The sequence below is a fragment of the Mycobacterium sp. NTMscope_Eco_3 genome, from assembly GCF_976985685.1.
In genome coordinates this window covers 2124705-2147786 of sequence record NZ_CDRJYZ010000001.1, presented here as the reverse complement: position 1 = coordinate 2147786, position 23082 = coordinate 2124705, and the positions used below count along the sequence as shown (strand labels likewise).

General features: G+C 65.6%; 21 protein-coding genes and 2 pseudogenes. 13 read left to right on the top strand and 10 right to left on the bottom strand.

Annotated features, from left to right (window positions below):
* Positions 1 to 88 precede the first annotated feature (88 nt).
* On the top strand, positions 89 to 889 hold the full coding sequence (gene arsM, locus AC0KTM_RS09830) for an arsenite methyltransferase (RefSeq protein WP_007170251.1): 801 nt from the start codon (positions 89 to 91) through the stop codon (positions 887 to 889).
* A 101-nt stretch (positions 890 to 990) separates the two neighbouring features.
* Positions 991 to 2498: pseudogene (gene arsB / locus AC0KTM_RS09825) on the top strand (ACR3 family arsenite efflux transporter).
* A 242-nt stretch (positions 2499 to 2740) separates the two neighbouring features.
* Here the strand turns inward: arsB and AC0KTM_RS09820 are convergent.
* From AC0KTM_RS09820 to AC0KTM_RS09810, 3 genes are all read right to left on the bottom strand, one after another.
* Positions 2741 to 3073, bottom strand: a complete 333-nt coding sequence (locus tag AC0KTM_RS09820; protein ID WP_007170248.1) for a YnfA family protein — start codon at positions 3071 to 3073, stop codon at positions 2741 to 2743.
* A 440-nt stretch (positions 3074 to 3513) separates the two neighbouring features.
* Positions 3514 to 4284 (bottom strand): DUF2182 domain-containing protein, encoded by a 771-nt coding sequence (locus AC0KTM_RS09815; RefSeq protein ID WP_007170247.1) that lies wholly within the window; start codon positions 4282 to 4284, stop codon positions 3514 to 3516.
* 3 nt (positions 4285 to 4287) lie between these two features.
* Positions 4288 to 4719 carry a heavy metal-responsive transcriptional regulator gene (locus AC0KTM_RS09810; RefSeq protein ID WP_007170246.1) on the bottom strand — a complete coding sequence of 144 codons (432 nt, stop codon included), beginning with the start codon at positions 4717 to 4719 and terminating at the stop codon, positions 4288 to 4290.
* Between the two features lie 121 nt (positions 4720 to 4840).
* Here AC0KTM_RS09810 and AC0KTM_RS09805 point away from each other — a divergent pair, with 121 nt between their 5' ends.
* The 5 genes from AC0KTM_RS09805 to AC0KTM_RS09785 all read left to right on the top strand — a co-directional run bounded on the left by AC0KTM_RS09805 (position 4841) and on the right by AC0KTM_RS09785 (position 9641).
* Positions 4841 to 5137 (top strand): DUF1490 family protein, encoded by a 297-nt coding sequence (locus AC0KTM_RS09805; protein ID WP_033718771.1) that lies wholly within the window; start codon positions 4841 to 4843, stop codon positions 5135 to 5137.
* 55 nt (positions 5138 to 5192) lie between these two features.
* The gene (locus AC0KTM_RS09800; RefSeq protein WP_089150873.1) at positions 5193 to 7562 is read left to right on the top strand and encodes a copper-translocating P-type ATPase; all 2370 of its coding nucleotides are present in this window, start codon (positions 5193 to 5195) and stop codon (positions 7560 to 7562) included.
* Between the two features lie 11 nt (positions 7563 to 7573).
* Positions 7574 to 7912, top strand: coding sequence for a transposase (locus AC0KTM_RS09795; protein WP_033718757.1), 339 nt, complete (start codon positions 7574 to 7576; stop codon positions 7910 to 7912).
* Between the two features lie 331 nt (positions 7913 to 8243).
* On the top strand, positions 8244 to 9320 hold the full coding sequence (locus AC0KTM_RS09790) for an IS110 family RNA-guided transposase (RefSeq protein ID WP_238955752.1): 1077 nt from the start codon (positions 8244 to 8246) through the stop codon (positions 9318 to 9320).
* Between the two features lie 57 nt (positions 9321 to 9377).
* A complete protein-coding gene (locus AC0KTM_RS09785) occupies positions 9378 to 9641 on the top strand; it encodes a hypothetical protein (RefSeq protein ID WP_007172605.1) in 264 nt (87 codons plus the stop codon).
* Here the strand turns inward: AC0KTM_RS09785 and AC0KTM_RS09780 are convergent.
* From AC0KTM_RS09780 to AC0KTM_RS09770, 3 genes and pseudogenes are all read right to left on the bottom strand, one after another.
* Positions 9638 to 9799, bottom strand: a pseudogene (locus AC0KTM_RS09780) (YnfA family protein); the annotation flags it as partial. The gene AC0KTM_RS09785 and the pseudogene AC0KTM_RS09780 sit on opposite strands and share 4 nt — an antisense overlap.
* Before the next feature lie 133 nt (positions 9800 to 9932).
* Positions 9933 to 10760, bottom strand: coding sequence for an acyl-CoA thioesterase (locus tag AC0KTM_RS09775; protein WP_472415485.1), 828 nt, complete (start codon positions 10758 to 10760; stop codon positions 9933 to 9935).
* A gap of 26 nt (positions 10761 to 10786) precedes the next feature.
* Positions 10787 to 11794, bottom strand: a complete 1008-nt coding sequence (locus AC0KTM_RS09770) for a CobW family GTP-binding protein (protein ID WP_238958051.1) — start codon at positions 11792 to 11794, stop codon at positions 10787 to 10789.
* Positions 11795 to 12116: 322 nt separating this feature from the next.
* On the opposite strand from AC0KTM_RS09770, the gene AC0KTM_RS09765 reads away from it, so the two are divergent.
* From AC0KTM_RS09765 to AC0KTM_RS09750, 4 genes are all read left to right on the top strand, one after another.
* Positions 12117 to 13043 (top strand): alpha/beta hydrolase, encoded by a 927-nt coding sequence (locus AC0KTM_RS09765; RefSeq protein WP_238957996.1) that lies wholly within the window; start codon positions 12117 to 12119, stop codon positions 13041 to 13043.
* Positions 13044 to 13222: 179 nt separating this feature from the next.
* Positions 13223 to 13831 (top strand): TetR family transcriptional regulator, encoded by a 609-nt coding sequence (locus tag AC0KTM_RS09760; protein ID WP_225326769.1) that lies wholly within the window; start codon positions 13223 to 13225, stop codon positions 13829 to 13831.
* 299 nt (positions 13832 to 14130) lie between these two features.
* Positions 14131 to 14565, top strand: a complete 435-nt coding sequence (locus AC0KTM_RS09755) for an MmpS family transport accessory protein (RefSeq protein ID WP_308011532.1) — start codon at positions 14131 to 14133, stop codon at positions 14563 to 14565.
* Entirely contained in the window at positions 14562 to 17465 is a 2904-nt protein-coding gene (locus tag AC0KTM_RS09750) for an MMPL/RND family transporter (RefSeq protein WP_225326770.1), read from the top strand. Before AC0KTM_RS09755 ends, AC0KTM_RS09750 begins: the two co-directional genes overlap by 4 nt.
* A 28-nt stretch (positions 17466 to 17493) precedes the next feature.
* Here AC0KTM_RS09750 and AC0KTM_RS09745 read toward each other — a convergent pair whose 3' ends face one another.
* The 4 genes from AC0KTM_RS09745 to AC0KTM_RS09730 form a co-directional block, all read right to left on the bottom strand.
* Positions 17494 to 18285 carry an SDR family oxidoreductase gene (locus AC0KTM_RS09745; RefSeq protein ID WP_238957995.1) on the bottom strand — a complete coding sequence of 264 codons (792 nt, stop codon included), beginning with the start codon at positions 18283 to 18285 and terminating at the stop codon, positions 17494 to 17496.
* Positions 18286 to 18362: 77 nt separating this feature from the next.
* Positions 18363 to 19292 (bottom strand): TIGR03564 family F420-dependent LLM class oxidoreductase, encoded by a 930-nt coding sequence (locus AC0KTM_RS09740; RefSeq protein WP_238957994.1) that lies wholly within the window; start codon positions 19290 to 19292, stop codon positions 18363 to 18365.
* 78 nt (positions 19293 to 19370) lie between these two features.
* Positions 19371 to 20237, bottom strand: a complete 867-nt coding sequence (locus AC0KTM_RS09735; protein WP_238957993.1) for a hypothetical protein — start codon at positions 20235 to 20237, stop codon at positions 19371 to 19373.
* Entirely contained in the window at positions 20234 to 21481 is a 1248-nt protein-coding gene (locus tag AC0KTM_RS09730; RefSeq protein ID WP_472415484.1) for an acyl-CoA dehydrogenase family protein, read from the bottom strand. Before AC0KTM_RS09730 ends, AC0KTM_RS09735 begins: the two co-directional genes overlap by 4 nt.
* A 208-nt stretch (positions 21482 to 21689) precedes the next feature.
* Between AC0KTM_RS09730 and AC0KTM_RS09725 the strand changes: the two genes are divergently transcribed.
* Both AC0KTM_RS09725 and AC0KTM_RS09720 read left to right on the top strand, forming a co-directional pair.
* Positions 21690 to 22496, top strand: a complete 807-nt coding sequence (locus AC0KTM_RS09725; RefSeq protein WP_238957992.1) for an acyl-CoA thioesterase — start codon at positions 21690 to 21692, stop codon at positions 22494 to 22496.
* Positions 22497 to 22558: 62 nt separating this feature from the next.
* Complete coding sequence (locus AC0KTM_RS09720; RefSeq protein WP_225326776.1) at positions 22559 to 23077, top strand: nuclear transport factor 2 family protein; 519 nt, start codon at positions 22559 to 22561, stop codon at positions 23075 to 23077.
* Positions 23078 to 23082 lie beyond the last annotated feature (5 nt).

Below are 23082 nucleotides of genomic sequence, written 5' to 3'. Positions count from 1 at the left end.
GGCCCCAGTATGACACACGCATTGACAGTCATCGATGTTTCCCGCACACTGCTCACATAGATGTCTGTCGATGGAAAGAGTAGGTGCGATGACCGCCGAACACAATGAGCTGCGTGATCAGGTCCGGGCCAGCTACGGCGCCGCCGCCACCGCGATCAGCGGGGGCGCTACCAACAGCGATGTGCTGACCGCCGCGAGCTGCTGCGGGTCCAGCGACTCAGCCGATATCGGGACCATCTTCGGCGCCGGTCTCTACGGCGACGACGAGCACTCCGAGATTCCCGCTGAAGCGGTTGCGGCCAGCCTGGGTTGCGGTAACCCGACCGCGGTCGCTGACTTGCACCCCGGAGAGCGGGTGCTTGACCTGGGTTCTGGCGGCGGGATCGACGTTTTGTTGTCGGCGCGCCGGGTCGGCCCGGACGGGTTTGCTTACGGCGTCGACATGACCGACGAGATGCTGGCCTTGGCGAGGCGGAACGCCGAAGAATTCCGAGCCAAGGCCGGTGTCACCAACGTCGAGTTCCGCAAGGGCACCATCGAAGACATCCCGCTGCCCGATGCCGCCGTCGATGTGGTGATCTCCAACTGCGTGATCAACCTGTCCGCCGACAAACCGGCCGTGATCGCCGAGATGTTCCGGGTGCTGGTCCCCGGCGGGCGGATCGGGATCTCCGACGTCGTCGCCGAAGACCACCTCAGTTCGGCCGAGCGCGCCGAACGCGGCTCCTACGTCGGCTGCATCGCCGGAGCGCTGTCCCGCCAGGAGTACCTCGACGGACTGGCCGCGGCCGGGTTCACCGATGCCACGGTCACGTTCACCCACCAGGTGGCCGAAGGGATGCACGGCGCGATCATCCACGCCACCAAACCCGCCGCATCGTCTGATTGAGACAGCCGCAGCGAACGACCGCGCCACCGCGCCCCGACCCACCTCACGTTGACAGCTGCCAGTGAAGCGGTACGCCGCTCGCGCCACGGGAGAGAAACCTCATGAGTGACACCGCCATATCGACTGCTGCACCCGCAGTGGCCGCCAAGCTGTCCACCCTGGACCGGCTCTTGCCGGTATGGATCGGGGTAGCGATGGCCGCCGGCCTGCTGCTGGGGCGGCTGGTGCCCGGCCTGGGCGCGGGCCTAAGTGCCATTGAGGTCGACGGAGTCTCGCTGCCCATCGCCCTTGGGCTGTTGGTGATGATGTATCCGGTGCTGGCCAAAGTCCGCTACGACCAGCTCGGCGAGGTCACCGCCGACCGCAAACTGCTGGCGTCCTCGCTGGTGTTGAACTGGCTGATCGGGCCGGCGGTGATGTTTGCCCTGGCGTGGCTGCTACTTCCCGATCTGCCCGAATACCGCACCGGGTTGATCATCGTCGGGCTGGCCCGCTGCATCGCCATGGTCATCATCTGGAACGACCTGGCCTGCGGGGACCGCGAGGCCGCCGCAGTGCTGGTCGCGTTGAACTCGATCTTTCAGGTTCTCATGTTCGCCGCGCTGGGCTGGTTTTACCTGTCGGTGCTGCCGGGCTGGCTGGGCCTGTCCCAGACCGGGATCGAGGTCTCCCCGTGGCAGATCGCCAAATCGGTGTTGATCTTCCTCGGCGTCCCACTGTTGGCCGGGTACCTGTCCCGCCGCCTAGGCGAACGCGCCAAAGGCCGCACCTGGTACGAGTCGCAATTCCTGCCCCGCATCGGCCCCTGGGCACTCTATGGACTGCTGTTCACCATCGTCATCCTGTTTGCCCTTCAAGGTGATCAGATCACCTCCCGGCCTTTCGATGTCGCCCGCATCGCGGTGCCGCTGCTGGCCTACTTCGCGATCATGTGGGCCGGCGGCTACCTGCTCGGCGCCCTCCTCAACGTCGGGTACGAGCGCACCACCACGTTGGCGTTCACCGCTGCCGGCAATAACTTCGAACTCGCGATTGCCGTCGCGATCGCCACCTACGGCGCCACCTCCGGGCAGGCCCTGGCCGGGGTCGTGGGCCCGCTCATCGAAGTACCGGTGCTGGTCGGACTCGTCTACGTGTCCCTGGCGCTGCGTACCCGCCTCTTCGGACCCGAGTCCCAATCACGCAGTGCCCGCTGATGGCCGACAAACCCAGCGTCCTGTTCGTCTGCGTGCACAACGCCGGTCGCTCCCAGATGGCGGCCGCACTGCTGATCCACCAGTCCGGTGGCCGCATCGAGGTCCGTTCCGCGGGCACCGAACCCGCCGACCAAGTCAACCCGGCGGCCGTTGCCGCGATGGCCGAACTGGGCATCGACATCACAGCCAACAGCCCCGCGGTGCTCACCGCCGACACGGTGCAAGCCAGCGACGTCGTGATCACCATGGGCTGCGGAGACACCTGCCCATACTTCCCGGGAGTCACCTACCGGGACTGGAAACTGCCCGACCCCGCCGGCCAAGCCCTTGAGGTCGTCCGCTCCATCCGCGACGACATCGCCAACCGCGTCCAGACCCTGATCGCCGAACTGCTACCTGGCACCACTACATAACCCAAACCCACAGTCACCGAAACCTGTTGCGCCACTGAGATCCCCCCGGGTTATCCAACGCGGCAACGGCCCATGAAATGCTGGTCGACTGTCTGGCCGTACCCGGGATCGATACGGCGATCGCTGAGCGTGCCGGCCCGTCTCCGTCACCGTCGATACTGATCGGCGGGGCCGAGGTGATGCGTCCCGATCCGCCCCCGATGGGTCGGTTTGGGCCTGCCCGGCCGCCACGTGATGCTGAGCTAGTGGCCGCGAGGGGCGTACATGATCACGGCAACGCCTACCAGGCAGGCCAGGGCGCCGATCACATCCCAACGGTCGGGTCGGAACCCGTCGAGGGCCATGCCCCACGCCAGCGAGCCGGCGACGAATACGCCGCCGTAGGCGGCCAAGATCCGGCCGAAATGGGCATCGGGCTGCAGGGTGGCGACGAACCCGTACATTCCTAGCGCGATGACGCCGAGTCCCGCCCAGAGCCAACCACGTTGCTCGCGGACGCCTTGCCAGACAAGCCAGGCACCGCCGATTTCGGCGACCGCAGCCAGGACGAATAACAGGATTGAACGCGCCACCATGATTGCTGATCTTAGGAGACCGTGCCGGGGCATCGGGGCGTCCCCGGCTTCCGGACGCGGCAGCCCCACAACCCGATCGTCGACCCGTGCGCGTACCCGTGACAGACACCTGCCCCGCACACCATACTCAGAGAGCCAACCCACGGGAACCGACGTGAACACGGCAATGCGTTGGCGTTCAAATCGAATGCCGCACTGCCGGTTCAGTCAGTTCTTCGAGAACTGGGCACTCGGCACTGGACCCGCTCACGCAGGCAGCACCGGCATCCTCGATCAACCCCGCAATACTGTGCTCAAGCGCACGGATCTGAGGCGCCGCAGGTCAAACGGCCAGCAGCGCCTCAGATCAAACGACAGCGGACAGCCAGATCAAAATGTCGCCGCTAAAGCGCAGGGGCGGGTGCGTGGTTGTGTCGTCGTCGTCATGACTTAACTCCTCGCTAGACAAGGTTGATGACCAACGCGGGGTGCACCAGCAGCACAACGCCAAGGATTACGAGCACCGCCCCCGTGACGCGCGTGAGCCAATCGCCGAAGGAGGCGACTCGCTCCAGCCAGATCACCACCGAGAGCGCCAGCATCCACGCCAATTGCATGGTGCCGAAGGCGATCATGACTACGAACAGCATCCAGCAGCTGCCCAGACAAAAGACGCCGTAGCGCCCACCGGCACGAAGCGCCCGGGCCGGGCTGTCGTGGTACTTGCCGCACGGCGGGGAAACCGACAATGGCCAGTAGCAGTGCCGCAGGCACGCTGCTTTCAGCGGCGTGAGCTGATAGATCCCGGCGGCCAGCGCTATGGCGCCGGCCAGGCGGCCGACCCACGGTGATCCGTGTGCCAGTGGCCCGTTGAGGTGGCTCCACGCCCAGAAGGCGGGGATCCCGGTGGCGCTCCACAGGGCCAGGTATCCGGCGACGAAGACGATCGCTGGAGCGGCGCTGCCGGTGGCGGCGCGGGCGTAGGCGCGAACGACGGGCAGGACCGCAGGAAGCATCATCGCGGCCATCATGGCCACCCACGCGATGAGGAAACCGGCGAACGACATCATTGGCGCGGTCTCCATGGGCATTCCTGGCTCGGTGTCCATAGACATGGCGTCGCCGGTCATGCTGACCACTGACCACCACCAGCCCACCCCCGCCACACCCAGCAGGGCGGCCGGCAACCACGCATCAGTCCATGACCACTCACGCATTTCGGTGCTGTTCATGGTCTAGTGGCCGGGACCGACGGTGGCGTCGGCATCCAGGTCGCTTTCCAGAATCCAGCACACCGTGGACTGGTCATGTTCGGTGGGCGCGGCGTGCGCCGCGTGGTCGAGAAGGGTCTGCAGGTGGCCTTCGAGGGCGACCAGTTCGGCGATCTGCGCGCGGACTTGGTCCAGACGGGTGTGCAGGACCTGTTGCACGTGCCCGCACGGCACCTCACCGCGGTCGTGGATCGCCAGGATTTGGCGCACCTTCTGCAAGGTCAGCCCGGCGGCTTGGCCCCGATGGATGAACCGCAGCCGATCCACGACCTCGGGCCCGTAGTCGCGGTACCCCGACGCCGTGCGTGCCGGTGGCGGGAGCAGCCCCGCGTTCTCGTAGAAGCGAATGGTTTTCGCGCTGGTATTGCTGAGTTTCGCTAGTTCGCCGATCTGCATGGAACCCATCCTTGACCTTCCACTGTACTGGAAGGTCAAGGATGGGTTCGTGTCGCTCCGCAGCGACCGTGGCCGACTGGTCACCGTTTGGCGGTGCAACGACGGGAAGGGAGTGCTTGGTATGGCGTGGCATGGGTTCTTGATGAAGGCGGCGCCCACGGTGGTAACCGGGGTGGTGGGGGTTGCGGCGTATGAGGCAGTGCGCACGGCCGTGGCGAAGGTTCCGTTGCGCACGGCAACCGTTGCTGTGACCGCGTGGGGCATCCGGGCCGCCCGCGAAGCGCAGCGCACGGCCGAAACGAACACGGAACAGATCCGATTGACGGTCGCCGACGTGGTTGCCGAGGCACGAGAGCGCGCCGGAGAGGACACCGAACCGGCGATCGTGACGAGCCCGGGCGACGGCCATGACGACTGAGGTCCTGCCGGCCGCCGACGCCACGGCGACGGTCGTATCGGACGCGTCCGGGCGGATGCGGCTGCGCATCACCGGATTTCATGTCGATGCGGTCCGGGCCGTCGCGATCGAGGAGACTCTGGCCACGGTGCCCGGTGTGCAGGCGGTGACGGCCTATCCGCGCACGGCATCGGTGGTGATCCAGTATTCGCCGCAGCGCTGCGACACCGCGGCGGTGCTGTCGGCGATCGGCGTAGCCGAGCACATCCCTGCAGAGTTGGTGCCCACCCGTGCCCCGCATTCCGGCGATGCGCGCACCCCCGGGGTGGTGCGCAAGGCCATCGGTGGACTCCGCCGATTACTGGGCGCCCGGCCCGATAGCGACGCGCCGCGCGACACCGAGGGTAGTGGCGGCTGCGGGCAGGGACAGGGCGGTGCGTGCGGCACGGCGTCCTCGGGTGAACTGAACAGGCGTGAGCAGCGGAACTGGTTGCGGCGGTTGTGGCTGGCCATGCCGTTGGCGCTGCTGGCGTCGGTGTCGACGATGGTGTTCGGCGCCTATCCGTGGGCGGGGTGGTTGGCGTTCGCGGCGACGGTACCGGTGCAATTCGTCGCCGGGTGGCCGTTCCTGCGCGGCGCGGTGCAGCAGGCGCGGGCGGGAAGCGCCAACATGGACACGCTGATCACACTGGGCACATTGACCGCATTCGGCTACTCCACGTATGAGTTGTTCGCCGGTGGCGCACTGTTCTTCGAGACGGCGGCGCTGATCATTGCGTTCGTGGTGCTGGGTCGCTATTTCGAGGCCAGATCCACGAGCAAGGCGTCGGAGGCGATCGGCAAGCTTTTGGAGATGGGCGCCAAGGAAGCCTGCCTGCTCGTCGGCGGGCAAGAAATTCTCGTGCCGGTTGATCAGGTACAAGTCGGAGACCTGGTACGGGTACGGCCTGGGGAGAAGATCCCGGTCGACGGCGAGATCACCGACGGGCGCGCCGTCGTCGATGAGTCAATGCTGACCGGCGAGTCCGTCCCGGTCGAAAAATCGGTGGGCGACCGTGTTGCCGGTGCGACGGTCAACATCGACGGGCTGCTGACCGTGCGCGCCACCGCCGTCGGCGCCGATACCGCGCTGGCGCAGATTGTGCGCCTGGTCGAGCAGGCACAGGGCGGCAAGGCGCCGGTACAGCGACTGGCTGACCGGGTCTCGGCGGTGTTCGTCCCGGCCGTCGTCGGGGTTGCCGCGGTGACGTTTGCCGGGTGGACGCTGATCGCCGCCAACCCGGTCGCCGGTATGACCGCCGCGGTGGCGGTGCTGATCATCGCGTGCCCGTGTGCGCTGGGCCTGGCCACTCCCACGGCGATCACGGTCGGCACCGGCCGCGGCGCGGAGCTGGGGATCCTGGTCAAAGGCGGCGAGGTGATGGAAGCGTCGAAGAAGATCGACACCGTGGTGTTCGACAAAACCGGCACGCTGACCCGCGCCCAGATGCGGGTCACCGATGTGATTGCCGGCAAGCGGCGCCAGCCCAATCTGGTGCTGCAGATCGCCGCCGCGGTCGAGTCGGGCTCCGAGCACCCCATCGGCGCGGCGATCGTCGCGGCCGCGCGCGAGCTGGGGTTGCAGATTCCGGCCGCCACGGCGTTCGCCAGCCTCGCCGGCCACGGGGTGCAGGCCCAGATCGACGGCCGCACCGTGCTGGTCGGACGTCGCACACTTGTCGACGACCACGAGCTGCTGCTGCCTGAGCACCTTGCGGCGGCGGCCGCCGAACTCGAAGAGCAGGGCCGCACCGCGGTGTTCGTCGGCCGCGACGACCACGTTGTGGGCGTGCTCGCCGTCGCTGACACGGTCAAGGACGACGCCGCCGACGTGGTCGCTCAACTGCACGCCATGGGCTTGCAGGTCGCCATGATCACCGGCGACAACGCGCGCACCGCCGCCGCGATCGCCACACAGGTCGGCATCGATCACGTCCTGGCTGAGGTGCTGCCGCAGGACAAGGTCACCGAGATCGAGCGGCTACAAGACCAGGGGCGGGTGGTCGCGATGGTGGGCGACGGCGTCAACGACGCCCCCGCGCTGGTGCAGGCCGATCTGGGCATTGCGATCGGCACCGGCACCGACGTGGCCATCGAGGCCTCCGACATCACGCTGATGTCCGGCCGGCTCGACGGTGTTGTGGAGGCGATCGCGCTCTCGCGGCAGACGCTGCGCACGATCCACCAGAACCTTGGCTGGGCCTTCGGCTACAACACCGCCGCGATCCCCCTAGCCGCACTCGGTCTGCTCAACCCGATCATCGCGGGAGCGGCGATGGGGCTCTCCTCGGTCAGCGTGGTCACCAACTCGCTGCGGCTACGCCGCTTCGGCCGCCACACCCGACAAGGATCGCCCCAGACCGCCCACATGGTGGACATCCCAGATAGCGCGACGTGGGATTCGTGAAGCCAGTAGGTATGCCACAACATCGGCGCTCATTCACCCCGCAGTATCGAGTCACGGCCGCGCACATGGTGATCGACGGGCAGCGGCGAGTCGCTGAGGTAGCCCGCCAGCTAAACGTGGACACGAGCCTGCTGCATACATGGGTGCGCGATGAGCGGTGGCTGATGTCCCAGGCCCGCAGCGGTGACGGCCAGCGGCCAGATGTCGCTGGCGAACAGCCGCTTTCGGTCCAGGAGCGAGCGGATTTGGTCCGGCTAGGGCAGACCGCAGCCGAGCAGGCGCAAGAAATGGCCGGCATAGACGCGTCTCGGCACACTTTGCGACCGCAGCAGCGGCGAGCCGCGGCTTGAACTCGCCGCAAGGGAGTGCGCCTGCCACGGCGTACCCGAAATCGCCGAGCTACCGGGCGCGTCGAACTCCGGCTGCAACTGTCACCGGGTCGCGAAAATTGACAGTGATCATTGTTTCGGAGCTTGGTGGCGGGCCTGGCCCGAAAATTGACCGGCGCCGGATGGCTGCCTTTGAGTGGGATCTGCCGGTCCGTCACTGAGCCCATGCACCCGTTGAGGGCGTGCTTGGTGACCTTATAGGAGCTTGTCGTAGCAACGGGGCCCATCACTGTCTTGTCCCATCGGCCCGCGCTCAGGGTGCTGTCCGTATCAGTACCACTGAAGGAGGCCAATGCCTGCCGCATCGACCGCTGTCTTTGTCGGGGTCGACACCCACGCCGATACGCACCACGTTGCTGTCATCGACCAACTCGGACGCCACCTCGGCGACCGAGAATTCCCCGCCGATCCGGACGGCTACCGCAGCCTCCTGGACTGGATCTCCTCGATCGGATCGGTCGCCGGTGTGGGAGTGGAAGGCACCGGAACCTACGGAGCCCAACTGGGCCGGGTGTTGACGGCAGCGGGCCTGGCGGTGCTCGAGGTCAACCGGCCCGACCGTGCGACCCGGCGCGCCAATGGCAAGTCTGATCCCGTTGATGCCTACGCAGCAGCCCAAGCGGTAGCCTCCGGGCGAGCCGACAGCGTTCCGAAATCACGAGACGGCATCGTGGAGTCCATCCGTTGTCTTCGCGTGGCTCGGCGATCGGCAGTCAAGGCAAAGACTCAGTGCATCAACCAGATTCGCGGACTGCTGATCACCGGCCCGATGGACTTGCGTGAGCACATGAAACCGTTGGGAACCGTTGCATTGATCCAGGCGCTGTCGCGTCTGCGCCCCGGAACAGACCTCTCGGCGCCAGCGGCAGCGATCAGACTTACGCTTCGATCCCTGGCTCGCCGCCACCTGGCGCTCAATGACGAGATCAAAGAGCTCGACATCGTCTTGGATGAGCTGACCACCACTGCTGCTCCAGGTCTGCTGGCCAAGACTGGCGTCGGCACCGAGGTCGCCGGACAACTGTTGGTCAGTGCCGGCGACAACCCCGAACGGCTTCGTTCCGAGGCCTCCTTCGCCCATCTCGCCGGTGTTGCTCCTATCCCGGCATCCTCGGGACGCACGAACCGCCACCGGCTCAACCGGGGTGGCGACCGGGCAGCGAACAAAGCACTTCACACCGTCGCTGTCGTGCGGCTGAAATATGACGAACGCACCCGCGCCTATGCTCGCCGGCGAACCGCCGAAGGACTGTCAAAGAAGGACATCATGCGCTGCCTCAAACGGGCCATCGCCCGCGAGATCTACCAGGAACTCACGCGCCCAACACGATTCACACCCACACCCGAAGACCCAGCGGTCAGCCCTTGACAATCTATAGGAGCATCCCACCTGAGATGCTAATGACGGGTGTTGGGAGACCGTGGGATGCGGATTGAGATTCTGAGCAGCCCGGGCTGTCCGAACGCGGCAACGGCCCATGAAATGCTGGTCGACTGTTTGGCCGTGGTCGGGATCAACACGGCGATCGTTGAGCGGGTCGGACCCTTTCCGTCACCGTCGATACTGATTGACGGCACCGATGTGATGCGTCCCGATCGGCCGCCGACGGGTGACGTCTGTCGGTTGGATCTGCCCAGCCGTGACGTCATACTGACCGCGCTGCGACGGGCGATTGCGGCCGAAAGCTAGTGGCCGCGAGGAGCGTACATGTTCACGGCAACGCCGGCCAGGAAAACCAGGGGCGCCAAGCACGTCCCAGCGGCCGGGTCGGAACCCCTCGAGGGCCATACCCCACGCCAGCGAGCCGCCGACGAACACGCCTCCCCGTAGGCGGCCAGGATCCGGCCTATTTACCTCAGATCAGATGACAAACCACCCGCAACAGGATCGCCATTTGATCTGAGGCACCGCAGGTCAGACGCCCGCACCTGCCTCAGATAGAACGACAACGGACAAAAGGCGAACCATCAATTTGCGGTCTCAGGCTGCGTACGGCGGGAAGTACATCTCTTGTTTCACCGTGCACACCAGCTCGCCTGTACGGTTGAACATCGTCCCACTCGCCAGCGCCAGCGAACCGGCGCTACTCGGCGACGAGCGGTCGTAGAGAAGCCAATCCGACAACGCCGCCGGAGCGTGGAACCACACCGAATGGTCACGCTGAGCCGATGCCCCGACACCACCGCGTGCCGCGTATGCCGGTTCGGTCAACGTCACCGCCGACAGGTAGGCCACCAGGCTGGCGGTCAGGACTGGATCGTCGGGAACTTGCCCGTCGGGTCGCCACCACATCGACGCGCGTGCGGGTGGAGCGACCTCGGTGTCGATGATCCGGCGTTCGAACCAGCGCAGGCTGGCCCAGCGCCCTTGGGTGCCTTCGTCGGACTCCGCTAAATGCGGGGTAACCCACGGCAGGGACTCTGGGCTCGGAGCTGCTGGCATGGGCGGCTGGTAAACGACGTGCGCGGGCGCGGAATCGGCGACTTTGAACGACGACATCGCTTCCATCAGAATCTTGCCATCTTGGCGTGCGGTGACCCGCCGCGCCGAAAACGTCCGGCCCTCTTGCAGGTCGACAACTTCGAAATCAACCGGCCGACGCGAGTCGCCCGGCCGCAGGAAGTACGTGTGGACGCTGTGCGGCGCTCGACCCGGCACGGTGTGGCTTGCCGCCAACAACGCCTGAGCCGAGATATGCCCACCGAGAATATGATTGGCGGGCGCGGGAAGCTGCTGCCCGACGAAGAGCCACTGGTCGACTCGGTCGAGCTCCAAGGTGGCGAGCACGTCGCCCAGCGAAGAAGACATCAAGCCGTATCTTGCCGCATCATCGCTCACCCGCTGAACCGCCGGTACCGTTGAAGACGCCGCAATGCCGGCGCCGGCGCCGACCCCGACGCCGGCTGCAGCGCGTTGTCGAGGCGCGCGCGTACGGCGGGGATGTCGAGATGCATCCCGATCGCCACCAGGCAGTTGGCCATGGACCCCGGCGGTGCTTTTGCGATGTGTATTGCGCTACCCACCAGGTTGACGACATATTCGCGGACGGTCGTCCTGTTCCGCACCGCCACAATGCCTTTCATCCTGAAAACCTGCGGCGGCGGCTGTTCGAGAAGATCGAGCAGGGCATCAGGGTCGACGCAACCATCGCTGCTGACGGTGACGGCATCCGCGTGGACGTGGTCATGCTCGTGCTCGGACACCAAGTCCAGAAACGAGAGCTGCCCAGCCTGTCCGGACATGCCAGACGCGTCGAAGAGAAGCGCTGGGTCTATCCGGCCGCCGCTGGTGCCGACCACGTGGATGCGCGGATTACGTTGCGCCGCCCGCTGTATGACACGTTGCACCACGGCCGATCGCTCATTCTCGGGAACCTGATCAAGCTTGTTGACCACAATCAGCGACGCCGCGCCATACCGCACCGGCGGTAGCGTGCCGCAGTCGACGGTGTCGAAGTGATTCACGGCATCGACCACGTCGACAAGCGCGCCTGCGCGGACCCCGCGTATCTCACTGAAGCCAATGATCCGCGCGATCGCCACGGGGTCGGCCAGACCGCTGGCCTCGACCACTATGGCATCGAGGCGCCGAGCCGGGTCGGCGAGCTTGATCAGTGCCTCATCCAGCCCACCTCCATCGGGCAGGCAACAGATGCATCCGCCGGCGATCGAGGCCGGCTCGTCGACCTGGCCGGCCACCAGAGAAGCGTCGATGTTGATATCGCCGAAATCATTGACCACCACGCCGATTCGTGTGCCGGGATGGCGTAGCAAGTGGTTGAGCAGAGTCGTCTTGCCAGCCCCGAGGTGACCGGTGAGCGCGATGACGGGTATCGCAGCCAATGCCCTACCTTCCGCACCGACATCCGGACGTCCGATGCTAACCGGCGCTACATCACGGTACGCGGACGCGGTCACCGGCACCGCGATTGACGAGCTCCGCGCACTGGGCGGCAAGGTTTGGTCACGTCGCGCGTTCACTCACCGGCGGCGACGACCGGACGCGCTGAAACGAACTGTGCCGCTTGGCTAATGCGTCGGCTGCCCAGTGCGACGCGTGACCAATGCGCGGACGCTCAGCCGGTTCAATTTTCCCACGCATGGACATTACCTCCGTCCTGTATGGTCAGCATGTCTGCCGGCGCAAGGGAACAGAGGGCATTCGATGGCAAACAGGCTCCCCGACAACGCCTTCACGTCGCCCCACGTCTTGGATCCCGGTCTTCGCAAAGTGGCTCGATTCCTGCCCCGGGGTTACGCCTTGCACCGCGGTCTGAAGCTGCAGCGCGCCATCATGAACCTGATGGGCAACGCCGGCCGCATCCGCACCGTGCCGGTGGCCGCGGTCAATGAGCACGTCAGCGTGCGTCTGCACCGTCCGGCCGGCCTTGCCGACCACGCACCGGCGTTGCTGTGGATCCACGGCGGCGGCACCATCATGGGCCACGCTGCCCAGGACGACAAGTATCTGCGCCAACTGTCTGAGCTCACCAGCGTCGCGATCGCGGCGGTCGAACACCGGCTAGCCCCCGAACACCCCTACCCGATACCGGTCGAGGACTGTTATGCGGCCCTGCTCTGGCTGGCGCGCCAGCCATGGGTGGACCCGGATCGAGTCGCCGTCGGCGGGGCCAGCGCCGGCGGGCATTTCGCCGCCGCGGTGGCGCAGCGGGCGCACGACCGCCAGGACGTCAAAGTCGCTTTCCAAATGCTGGTGTATCCGATGCTCGACGATCGCACCGGCGCCCGGCGTGATGGCCCCAGGCGGATCATGTGGACCGAATCCGATAACCAATTGGCCTGGCAGTGGTACCTCAACGGGGCCGACCCCGAAGAAGCGGCACCGGCGCGCCGGAAGGATTTGTCGGGCTTGCCGCCCGCCTGGATCGGCGTGGGAACGCTGGACCTCTTCTATTCCGAGAGCCTCGAGTACGCGCGGCGGTTGCGTGAAGCGGGCGTGCCGGTGCAGGAGGAGATCGTTCCGGGGGCGTTTCACGCCTTCGACCAGATCGCCGACAAGGCGGCGATCTCGGCGAAGTTCTTCGAGAGTCAATGCGACTACTTGCGGGGCGCCCTCGCCCCCAGCGGATGACCCGCCCGAACCCGGCTCTTGTACCGCCGCGGCTGGTCCAATGATGTTGCGCCAGAACGACGATGGCGCGATGTGCCGAAAGCCCGGAACGTAGTTGCTTCCGCCGTCAGGTGTGCCCTCCGACCGTCAAGATGGCACCTTTTGACTGCAAACTGTGCACAACGTGCAACTATATGGGTATGGCCAATCCCCTAGGGCTGCGCGAGCGCCGTCGCCGCCAGACGAGCGCCGACATCCGCGACGCCGCCGTGCGCCTCACGCTGGAACGGGGATTCGACAAGGTCACGGTCGACGAAATCTGCGCCGAAGCCGGAGTGTCGACCCGCACGTTCTTCAATTACTTCCCCAACAAGGAGTCCGCGCTCGCCTACGGCCCCTCAGACATCCCCGCCGAGCTGGCCGAGGATTTCGTCGCCGCCGGACCCGCCCCCTACTCGGTCGTCCTAGCAGAGCTGATCACCCTGGCGGCACACCACCTGCGCGACGTGCCACCTCGGCGCGAACACGCGGCTCACATGCTCGAACTCGCCAAGACTTCGCCCGCCGTTCTGGCGGCATTCCTCGCCGATCTGGAACGATTCCAGAACCAGTTGACCGACATCATCGTCCGCCGCCAGGCGATGCAACCCGATGACGAGATGGCCGCGCTGATTTCCGCGCTGGCGCTGACGGCGGTGCGGTCGGGCCTCGAGCGGTGGGCAAGCGGCGAGGCGAGTGAAAAAGCCGACACGCCGATGCCCTATGTTGAACGTGCCGCCGCGCTGGTGAACAGCATCTTCACGAAGTGATTTGAAACACCAGCAGCAAATGTTGCATACACTGCAAGATATGCACATCATGTACTATGCGCTGGTGGCGGTGCCCGGGGAGGCTGCAGCAACAAGGTGAGCCGGGTGTCGCCGCCGGGGACGTCAGCAGTGGGGATGGGTGACTTTCACCGCATTTGACGGTCTTGCGCACGAACCAAAGCAATCGACGTAATTCGTTGTTGATCGGTGCGACTTGTGGGCACTCACCTGGCCACGACCTCCAGTCGCGCAAACGCTGATCCGTGTCACGTCCGCGTGATGAGGAAGGGATCACCTAGGTGCAGATATCGAGATTTGTGCGCAACGCCTGGCTGCCGCTGTTGATCGTGGCGGTGGTGCTGGTCGGCGGGTTTGCCGTCGTTCGGGTCAAGTCGTTCTTCAGCGCGCACGACACGGGCGTCATGACCAGCCCGCGACTCGATGAGTCCAAGCCGTTCAAGCCCAAGGTCGTCAAATACGAAGTCTTCGGCTCGGCCAGCTACGCGAACGTGAACTACCTGGATCTGGCCGCCGACCCGAAGCGAATCGACGGGGCACCTCTGCCGTGGACGCTGGTCCTGAGCACCACCGCCCCTTCGGTCTTCCCGAACCTTTCGGCACAAAGCGACGGCAACTCCCTCGGTTGCCGCATCACCATCGATGACGAAGTCAAGGACGAGAACATCACCCACGGCGTACACGCCCTGACCTTCTGCTTGGTGAAATCCGCATGAGCACAACGTTCAACGACGCCCGTACCGACACCATCCCCGTCGTCGACGAACCGGTGCGCGACAAGATCCCGCGGCTCATCCGGACGTTCGCCGTACCGATCATCCTGGGCTGGATCGCGATCATCGCGGTGCTCAACGTCTCCGTCCCCCAGCTGGAGGAGGTCGGCAAGATGCGCTCGGTGTCGATGGCACCGGATGACGCGCAGTCGGTGGTCGCGACCAAGCGCATGGGCGCGATCTTCAACGAGTACAAGTCCAACAGCTCGGTGATGATCGTCCTCGAGGGACAGAATCCACTGGGCGCGGACGCGCACGCCTACTACGACGAGGTCGTCAAGAAGCTCGACGCCGACACCAAACACGTTGAACACGTACAAGATATGTGGAGCGATCCACTCACCGGAGCGGGCGCGCAGAGCAACGACGGCAAGGCCGCCTACGTCCAGGTCTACCTCGCCGGTAACCAGGGCGAGGCCCTGGCCAACGAGTCGGTGGAATCGGTCCAACACATCGTCAAGAGCGTGACCCCACCCAAAGGGGTGAAGGCCTACGTCACCGGTCCCGCGGCGTTGTCGGCGGACCAGCACGAGGCCGGCGACCGCAGCATGCAGCTCATCACCGCGGCCACGTTCACCGTCATCATCGCGATGCTGCTGTTGGTCTATCGCTCCGTCATCACGGTGCTGCTCACGCTGGTGATGGTCGTCCTCGAGCTGTCGGCCGCGCGCGGAATGGTCGCGTTCCTAGGCTATTTCAAGCTCATCGGGCTCTCCACGTTCGCCACGAACCTGTTGGTCACCTTGGGGATCGCGGCCGCCACCGACTACGCGATCTTCTTGATCGGCCGATATCAGGAAGCCCGCTCTATCGGCGAGTCCCGAGTCGATGCGTACTACACGATGTACAAGGGCACCGCGCACGTGGTGCTCGGGTCGGGCTTGACCATCGCCGGTGCTACCTTCTGCTTGCACTTCACCAACCTGCCCTACTTCCAGACGCTGGGTATCCCGCTGGCGATCGGCATGGTGGTCGTCGTCGCGGCGGCGTTGACGCTGGGTCCCGCGGTCATCTCCGTGGTAATCCGCTTCGGTAAGACACTGGAACCCAAGCGCACGCAACGGATTCGCGGGTGGCGCAAGGTCGGTGCGCTCGTCGTGCGCTGGCCCGGCCCGATCCTGGTGATGACCATCGGGGTGGCGCTGGTGGGTTTGCTGACCCTGCCCGGCTACCGGACCAACTACAACGACCGCAACTACCTACCGACGGACCTGCCGGCCAACGAGGGGTATGCGGCCGCGGATCGGCACTTCTCGCAGGCGCGGATGAACCCCGAGGTGCTGATGATCGAAAGCGACCACGATCTGCGGAATTCGGCGGACTTCTTGGTGATCGACAAGATTGCCAAGACGGTCTTCCGCGTGCCGGGCATCGGGCGCGTGCAGGCAATCACCCGTCCGCAGGGCACGCCGATCGAGCACACGTCGATACCCTTCCAGATCAGCATGCAGGGCGTCAGCCAGCAGATGAGCCAGAAGTACCAAGAAGATCAGATGGCCGACATGCTGCACCAGGCCGACATGATGCAGACGACCATCGACAGCATGGAAAAGATGTCCAGCATCACCGTGCAGATGGCCAACGACATGCACGTGATGGTCAAAAAGATGCACGACATGACCATCGACATCAACGAATTACGCGACCACATGGCCGATTTCGAGGACTTCTTCCGGCCGATGCGTAGCTACTTCTACTGGGAAAAGCACTGCTATGACATCCCGGCGTGCTGGTCGCTGCGCTCGGTGTTCGACGGCCTCGACGGCATCGACACCATGACCGACGACATCGAGAGCCTGCTACCGGTCATGGATCATCTCGACACGCTGATGCCCCAGATGGTGGCGCTGATGCCGTCCATGATCGAAAACATGAAGGCGATGAAAACGACCATGCTGACCATGTATTCGACCCAGAAGGGTCTGCAGGATCAGCAGAAAGAGGCGCAGAAGAACTCCAGCGCCATGGGTAAAGCGTTTGACGCCTCCAAAAACGACGATTCGTTCTACTTGCCCCCGGAGACCTTCAACAACAAAGAGTTCAAGAAGGGCATGAAGAACTTCATCTCCCCCGACGGGCACGCCGTGCGCTTCATCATCAGCCATGACGGCGATCCGATGTCGCAGGAAGGCATTTCGCACATCGGCGCGATCAAGAAGGCGGCCTACGAGGCACTGAAGGGCACGCCGCTAGAGGGCTCCAAGATCTACCTCGCGGGCACCGCGTCGATCTACAAAGACCTCAGCGACGGCAACACCTACGACCTGTTGATCGCCGGAATCGCTTCGCTGTGCCTGATTTTCATCATCATGCTGCTCATCACGCGCGGTGTGGTGGCCTCGGCGGTCATCGTGGGAACCGTCTTGCTGTCGCTGGGCGCATCCTTCGGGCTGTCGGTGCTGATCTGGCAGCACCTCATCGGCATCGAGCTGCACTGGATGGTGCTCGCGATGTCGGTGATCATCCTGCTGGCCGTGGGCGCCGACTACAACCTGCTGTTGGTGGCGCGGTTCAAAGAAGAGATCCACGCCGGCCTGAACACGGGCATCATCCGCTCGATGGGCGGCACCGGGTCGGTGGTCACGTCAGCCGGTCTGGTGTTCGCCTTCACGATGATGACGATGGCGGTCAGCGAGCTGACGGTCATCGGCCAGGTGGGTACCACCATCGGCCTGGGTCTGTTGTTCGACACCCTGATCGTGCGGTCGCTGATGACACCATCGATTGCGGCGCTGCTGGGCAAGTGGTTCTGGTGGCCACAACACGTACGTCAACGCCCGGTCCCGTCACCATGGCCCCAACCCGCCGCCCAAGAGCGCGAATCGGTCACGGCCGCTACGTAACCCATTTCGTCGCGGTGGAGGGCGGAGCCTACGTAACCCAGTCCGGCTGCGCGTCGGTCTCGACGTTGGAAAAGTCCTTGTGCCCCAGGCCGGCGGTGGTGCCGCCGTCGACGACGAACTCCGAGCCGGTGGAGTAGCTGGACTCGTCGCTGGCCAGATAGACCACGAGGTTGGAGACCTCGACGGGTTGCGCGGCCCGGCCCAGAGCCGTCTGGAAGATGTCGTCGGGGACCCAATCGGTCATTGGGGTCTTGATGAGGCCGGGGTGAATGGAGTTCACCCGGATTCCGCTGGGCCCCAGTTCCAGTGCGGCCGACTTCGTCAGCCCCCGCACCGCGAATTTGGTTGCCGTGTAGCCGTGGCAGGCGATGGTGCCGGCCATCCCCTCGATCGAGGAGATGTTGATGATCGATCCCCGGCCCGCTTCCTTCATCGGCTTCACCACGGCACGGATCCCGAGAAACACTCCGGTCAGATTGATGTCGAGAATGCGCTGCCACTCCGAGAGCGCGTAGTCCTCCAGGGTGCCGATGTTGATGATGCCCGCGTTGTTGACCAGCACGTCGATGCGGCCGAACTCGCTCAGGGCGGTGGCCACCGCCGCATCCCAATCCTCGGGCCTGGTCACGTCGAGGTGCAGGTAGCGGACCGCTTGGAAATGAGGGTCGACCTCCGCGGCCACGGCCTTGCCCTCGTCGTCGAGGATGTCACCGAACACCACCTTGGCTCCCTCGGCGACCAGCGACCGCACGTGCGATGCGCCCATCCCCCGGGCGCCGCCACTGATGAGGGCGACCTTTCCCGCCAACCGTTCTGCCACTGCGCTTCTCCTGTCGTGTGAGCTCGTCTATGCACCATACGTACCGGAGGCAATGTATGGCCATAGCCACACGCCGGTCAGGAGCCGTACGCCCGCAGCAGCGCCCGCGTGCGAGCCCGGCCCTCCGGCGACGGATCGAACGTCGCGGCGACGTACTCGTCGACGCCTGCGGCACGCAGTTCGTCGAGCCGGCCGCGGACAGTGTCCTCGTCGCCGATGATGGCGGCATCCTGCGGCCCCGCGTAACCCTCGCGGTCGAGCATCGCGCGGTACGACGGCAACTGGCCGTAAATGGCGAACTGTTCGGCCGCCTGCTTGCGGGCGGCGTCGACATCGTCGGTGACGCTGATGGGCAACGAGGCGGCGACGCGCACCTCGTTTTCCCGGCCGGCGTCGGCGGCCGCCTGCCGCAGCGTCGGGCCGACATGCTCGGCCAGTGTCTTGGGTCCGGTCATCCAGGTGCAGGTGCCCGACGTGCGCCGCCCGGCGATCTTGAGCAGCTGCGGACCCAGGGCCGCGATGTACACGTCGGGGCGCGGCGCCTCGGAGATCATCAGCGCACCGCGGGTGGTCACCGTGTCCCCCGCCGCGGCCGCGGGTTCACCGGCCAGCAGGGGCAACAACCCGTCGAGGTACTCGTTGAGCCTGCGCACCGGCTTGTCCCACGGGATGCCCCACATCCCCTCGGTGACCGCCTGATGGGTCATCCCGAGCCCGAGGGTGAACCGGCCACCCGAGGCGAGGCTCAACGTGAGGGCGCGCTGCGCCATGAGCATCGGATGCAGATTCTGGATCGGCACCACACCGCTGGCCACCTCGATGGTGTCGACCTCGTGCAACGCGATGGCCAGGATCGTGAGAAGGTCTGGCTCATAAGGCAATTGGCTCATCCACACCCGGGCAAAACCCTCGTCTCGCAGCATCTCGAGGTTGGCGATCGTTGCGTCGATCGGCGATTGACTGCCCGATCCGCTGAGTTGCCCGAACAGAGAAACCTGCATGACCATCACGCTCCTTCGCGTCGCCTCCGGGAAGGTTATCGCCCTTCGCCGGGGTGCACCCAGGCGGAGGGCGCCTAACCCGGCTCAGCCGACGATGTCGAAGACCGCCGCGGCGGAGGTGACGGCCTTGTCGGCGTTGCCCTCGTCGTGCAGCAGCATGCGCACGCCGACGCGCCCGCGCCCGCCGGGATGTGCCGTCCCCTCGACTCGGAAGGGACCCACCTTGCCGCGGGACATGAACATCACGTGCCAGCTGACGACCTGCAGCATCTTGGTTCCCGCGACCTCGGCGGCCAAATCGATTGCGGCGGCCTCGAGAACGACGTGCTGGGGTCCGATGTGCAGCGCTGCATCCGGTGACGCGAGTTCGGTGCTGAGCTCGGGCAGCACCCAGTGGCCGTCGTCGCGACGGCTGGCGCCGAAGGCCTGCCACAGCGGTGGCAGGTCGGGAGAGTCCTCGATCACCAGTTCGGTGCCCGAAACATCCATCCTGTCCAAGCCTTCGGGCGGGATGCCGATGATCGCCCCCTGCCCTTCGTTGAAGGCGATCACCCGCTGCGGATTGTCGGCGTCGACGATCATGCACCGCCCGTAGCCCATGGTGCGTCCCTGGTGCACGACGCCCGACCCGACGATCTCCACCCGTGTGACGTCGTAGCCGGGGTCGACGATCTGTACCGACGCGATGACCGGATTGGGCACGGCGACCATGTCGGTCTGGCAGCCCTCCGGGGAGGAAATGGCCAACGGCGCCACCATGATTCCGCCCGCATCGTTGCGCATGTCGCGCCGGATGGTGACGGTGTCGTCGGTCTCGCCGAGGTTCATCGAAGAGTGTTTGCGGCCGATGTAGCGGTAGCTGAGCAGCCCCGTCCAGCGTCGGTACAGTTCGTCGCGGTAGGCGTCGGAGTCCCCCGCCAACTCGCGGATGTCACGCAGCTGATCGCTCAATTACGTTCGCCTCCCGGGCTTTTGCCGCGTCGCACCTGATTGAACGGCACGCCGCGGTCGTCGGCACGCTCGCGCGGAAAGTTCAGCACGCGTTCGCCGATCACGTTGCGGGCCATCTCGGTGGTGCCGCCGCCGATACTGGCGGTCTGCCGGCCGAGATAGCGTGTCCCGATGTCGAGCAGCGCGCTGCCGTCCTCGACCACGGCCGACGTCCCCGACACGGCGAGGGCGGTGTCGGTTTCGACGTCGTGCACCGCGGCCATCGATAGCCGGATGATCGATCCCGCGGTCGGCGGCAGCGCTCCGCTGGCGACGGCATGAAAGACGTGCTCGCTGAGCTGACCGTGGACCGTGCGGTGAACCAAGGCGCGCCCGATCATCTCCCGGACCCGTTCGCTGTCGTGCTGGTTGGTCTTGTCGACCAACGTCAGCAGGTCGACCGAAACATCTTCGGCCTCAGCGATTCCCGGCCCGCTGGTGTATTCGGAACCGTCGCCCATGCTGCGGCGCTCGTGGTAGAGCTGGCGCGACGCGACCTCCCCGCCTTTGCCCGGTTCGCCGACAACGGCGTCATCCCCCACGTCGACGTCGTCGAAGAACTCTTCGCAGAATTCGATCGACCCGTTGACCTGTTCGACGCGGTTGATCGTGATGCCGGGATGCCGAAGCGGCACCAGAAACATCGTGAGCCCGTCGTGTTTGGGCACGTCCCAGTTGGTGCGGGCCAGGCACAGGCCATAGTCGGCGGCGAATGCCCACGTGCTCCAGGTCTTGGCGCCGTTGATGATCCATCGCCCGTCGCGGCGTTCGGCGCGGGTGATGACGCCCGCCAGGTCCGATCCCCCGCTGGGTTCCGAGAGCAGCTGCACCAGCACCTCGTCGCCGCGTAGCGCGGCCGGGATGTGGGCGCGCTTTTGCTCCTCACTGCCCATATCGAGAATCGTGGCGCAGCAGATGGCGAAGGACGGGACGTTGAGCAGCAACGGGGTCTCGTAGCCCAGCGACTCGGCATCAAAAGCCTTCTTGTATTCGTAGCTCAGCCCGAGGCCGCCATACTCGCGCGGGAAACAGATGCCGGCGAATCCGCCCTCCCACAGGAGCTTCTGCAACTCGCGGGCTCGGCGCCACGACGGCAGCTGATCTCGCTCCAGCGACGCCGCCTTGGCCGGATCGAGTCGTGGCATGTTCGCGGCGAGCCAGGCCCTGGCCCGGCTCCGGAATTCCTCGACCGACTCGGAAGTCACCGGTTGGCCTCTCATTCGACCATCGTCCTTGTGCTGGGCGACTGTACAGCAACGGATACGCGGGTGTACAGGCGCGCTAAGGGTGTCAGACCCCGTGTCCGGCGCCGGGTCGCCCGCAAGTAGTCTGCCGTCGACTCGTGCCCGAGGCGTGCGGTGAATTGTTCGGCTGGTCTTCGGCGCCCAACGGCCTGGCGATCAAGGAACCAACATGCCCAACGCACATCCCCTCGACGAGGCGGTCCGCCTCGACACGATCAGCGCCGACGTCAGGCGCGGTCGCACGCACGCGGAGTGGGCCAACATGGTCGGGCCGTTCGGCGGGATCACCGCCGCCGTCATGCTGGCCGCCGTCGAAGGACACCCCGACCGCATCGGGGAACCGCTTGCCCTGACCGTCAACTTCGCCGCACCGATCGCCGACGGCGACTTCGACATCGGGCTTCGGGCCGCGCGCACCAACCGCACGAACCAGCATTGGATCATCGAGCTCAGCCAGGACGGGGTGGTCAAGACCACGGCGACCGCGATCTTTGCGATCCGGCGCGAGAGCTGGGCCGACACGGAAGCGCAGCCGCCGAGCGCGCCGGGCCCTGAGCAGTTGTCCGCGGTCGATCCGGGCCTCGTTCGATGGACCGGCCTCTACGACACGCGGTACGTCGAGGGTGCGATGCCCGGCAAAGGCGAGGATCCCAGCCCCTCCTCGACCTCCACGCTGTGGGTGCGCGACGGCGCGCAACGCCCGGTCGACTACCCGGCCCTCGCGGCGCTGTGCGACATCTTCTACCCGCGGGTGTTCCTGCGCCGCGGCGGCTTCCTCCCGTCCGGGACGATCTCATTGACCACGTATTTTCACGCCGATCAGCAGCAACTCGCGGCCGTCGCGGGCGATTTCGTGCTGGCCACCGCCCACGCCAACCGCTTCGCAAACGGCTACTTCGACCAGAGCGCACAGGTATGGACCCGCGCCGGCGGCCTGCTGGCCACCACAAATCAGATCGTCTACTTCAAAGGCTGACAGGTTTACACTTCGCCAGTGAAACGTCACGCCAGGACGCTTACGGACAGAATCGAGCCGCAATGACAGAGAGCGCGGAAAGCCTGGTCGCCGACACACTGCCGGCGATCGAATCCATCAAGCAGCTCAAAGCCCGCTACTGCCGCTACCTGGACACCAAGGACTGGGCGGCCTGGCGAACGATCTTCGCCGACGACTTCGTAAGTGACACCTCCGAAGCGGGCGGCAAGGTGATCGCCGGCGCCGACGACTTCGTGGCCTTCACCCGCGGGGCCCTCGGCCGCCCCACGCAGGCCACCGCGCACCAGGTACACACCCCCGAAATCGAGCTCACGTCGGCAACGACGGCGCGTGGGATATGGGCGCTGCAAGACGTCGTGCGTTTCGGCCCCGGGGTGACCTTGGTCGGCTACGGCCACTACCACGAGACCTACGAAAACGTCGCCGGCCGATGGCTTATCAAGAGCTCCAAGCTCACTCGACTCCGCGAGGACATCGTGACGCCCCTATTCTCGATCTACGTGTCCCCCCGAATCCGCACGGCGATCGGCAAAATCGCCGGCCGGCTGATGGATCGGTGACGCGT

Bases quoted from the DNA above. Each gene is read 5' to 3' on its own strand.
- arsM (WP_007170251.1), top strand. From the start codon at position 89: ATGACCGCCGAACACAATGAGCTGCGTGATCAGGTCCGGGCCAGCTAC.
- AC0KTM_RS09820 (WP_007170248.1), bottom strand. From the start codon at position 3,073: ATGGTGGCGCGTTCAATCCTGTTATTCGTCCTGGCTGCGGTCGCCGAA.
- AC0KTM_RS09815 (WP_007170247.1), bottom strand. From the start codon at position 4,284: ATGAACAGCACCGAAATGCGTGAGTGGTCATGGACTGATGCGTGGTTG.
- AC0KTM_RS09810 (WP_007170246.1), bottom strand. From the start codon at position 4,719: ATGCAGATCGGCGAACTAGCGAAACTCAGCAATACCAGCGCGAAAACC.
- AC0KTM_RS09805 (WP_033718771.1), top strand. From the start codon at position 4,841: ATGGCGTGGCATGGGTTCTTGATGAAGGCGGCGCCCACGGTGGTAACC.
- AC0KTM_RS09800 (WP_089150873.1), top strand. From the start codon at position 5,193: ATGCGGCTGCGCATCACCGGATTTCATGTCGATGCGGTCCGGGCCGTC.
- AC0KTM_RS09795 (WP_033718757.1), top strand. From the start codon at position 7,574: ATGCCACAACATCGGCGCTCATTCACCCCGCAGTATCGAGTCACGGCC.
- AC0KTM_RS09790 (WP_238955752.1), top strand. From the start codon at position 8,244: ATGCCTGCCGCATCGACCGCTGTCTTTGTCGGGGTCGACACCCACGCC.
- AC0KTM_RS09785 (WP_007172605.1), top strand. From the start codon at position 9,378: ATGCGGATTGAGATTCTGAGCAGCCCGGGCTGTCCGAACGCGGCAACG.
- AC0KTM_RS09775 (WP_472415485.1), bottom strand. From the start codon at position 10,760: ATGTCTTCTTCGCTGGGCGACGTGCTCGCCACCTTGGAGCTCGACCGA.
- AC0KTM_RS09765 (WP_238957996.1), top strand. From the start codon at position 12,117: ATGGCAAACAGGCTCCCCGACAACGCCTTCACGTCGCCCCACGTCTTG.
- AC0KTM_RS09760 (WP_225326769.1), top strand. From the start codon at position 13,223: ATGGCCAATCCCCTAGGGCTGCGCGAGCGCCGTCGCCGCCAGACGAGC.
- AC0KTM_RS09750 (WP_225326770.1), top strand. From the start codon at position 14,562: ATGAGCACAACGTTCAACGACGCCCGTACCGACACCATCCCCGTCGTC.
- AC0KTM_RS09740 (WP_238957994.1), bottom strand. From the start codon at position 19,292: ATGGTCATGCAGGTTTCTCTGTTCGGGCAACTCAGCGGATCGGGCAGT.
- AC0KTM_RS09725 (WP_238957992.1), top strand. From the start codon at position 21,690: ATGCCCAACGCACATCCCCTCGACGAGGCGGTCCGCCTCGACACGATC.
- AC0KTM_RS09720 (WP_225326776.1), top strand. From the start codon at position 22,559: ATGACAGAGAGCGCGGAAAGCCTGGTCGCCGACACACTGCCGGCGATC.